This window comes from Alkalibacterium indicireducens (assembly GCF_039522005.1).
GTDB lineage: Bacteria > Bacillota > Bacilli > Lactobacillales > Carnobacteriaceae_A > Alkalibacterium > Alkalibacterium indicireducens.
This window is the reverse complement of sequence record NZ_BAAADA010000225.1, coordinates 1-883: the sequence shown is the minus strand read 5'-3', so window position 1 is coordinate 883 and position 883 is coordinate 1. Positions and strand designations below refer to the sequence as shown.

Genomic DNA, 883 nt, shown 5'->3' with positions numbered 1-883 from the left:
TAAATTTCAAGGCATTTACACAGGTAGCACTGATTATTTTTGTTTGTGTTCTATTAATTTTTCTTCATTCTCGCTCTTGAGCTTAATTATTCGCTTCATATTCACCACGAAGAGCGTAGTGGCTCCTTGTATATCCATGCCAAATAAACCAGATGATTTCGCCACTTTATATCCATGACGGTTCTTCAACTCGTTATTTTTTGCTTCAATTTTATATCGTTGTTTAGAACGTTTTTTGAAGTATTCAGTTTGTTCAAACTTCATCTGGTACTGATGTTCCTGGCTTTTTAAAGTAATAGAATAGGTTTTTTCTTTTGTGTTCTTATAACACCCTTTTTTTAGTGGACACTGCCTACACTTTTCGATATCAAAATAATAGGTCATACATTGATTTTTATTTGTGTTTTTTCTGCCAGTTCTTGCTTTACGTGTGGCTTGATGTCCTGCCGGACAAACAACCATTTCGGCATCCTTATTAAATTCAAACTCTTTATGTCCTTTGCGTGTACCTTCACTCACAATTGGATTTAATTTGGCTATTAAATGAATATTTTCTTTGTGAGCCATTTTAATATTATCTTTTCCAGAATAGGCAGCGTCCGCAATGACTTCTTCAATAATAAGTCCTTGATCAACGGTTTTGTTAATTAAAGTTTCTAATTCCTTACCGTCTGATTTTTCACCAGTCGTTATTGTCGCAGCTGTGATGATTCGCTCATCCGTTATAGCAAGATGAGTTTTATAGCCTAAAAAAGAATCGGCGGCTGATTTATAGCCAATCTTTGCCTCGTCTTTTCCTAAGGAATTTAAATGATTAATGTCATCTTCGATATTCTCTTTTAAAATATTGACTTTTTCTTTCACTTTAGGATAATTCATAAGG

At 33.9% G+C, this 883-nt stretch carries 1 protein-coding gene; it reads right to left on the bottom strand.

The features are described 5' to 3' along the window. Positions 1-33: 33 nt before the first annotated feature. Positions 34-883, bottom strand: an 850-nt coding sequence (locus ABFX15_RS12060) for a transposase (protein WP_346025638.1), incomplete at its 5' end; no start/stop codon positions are given.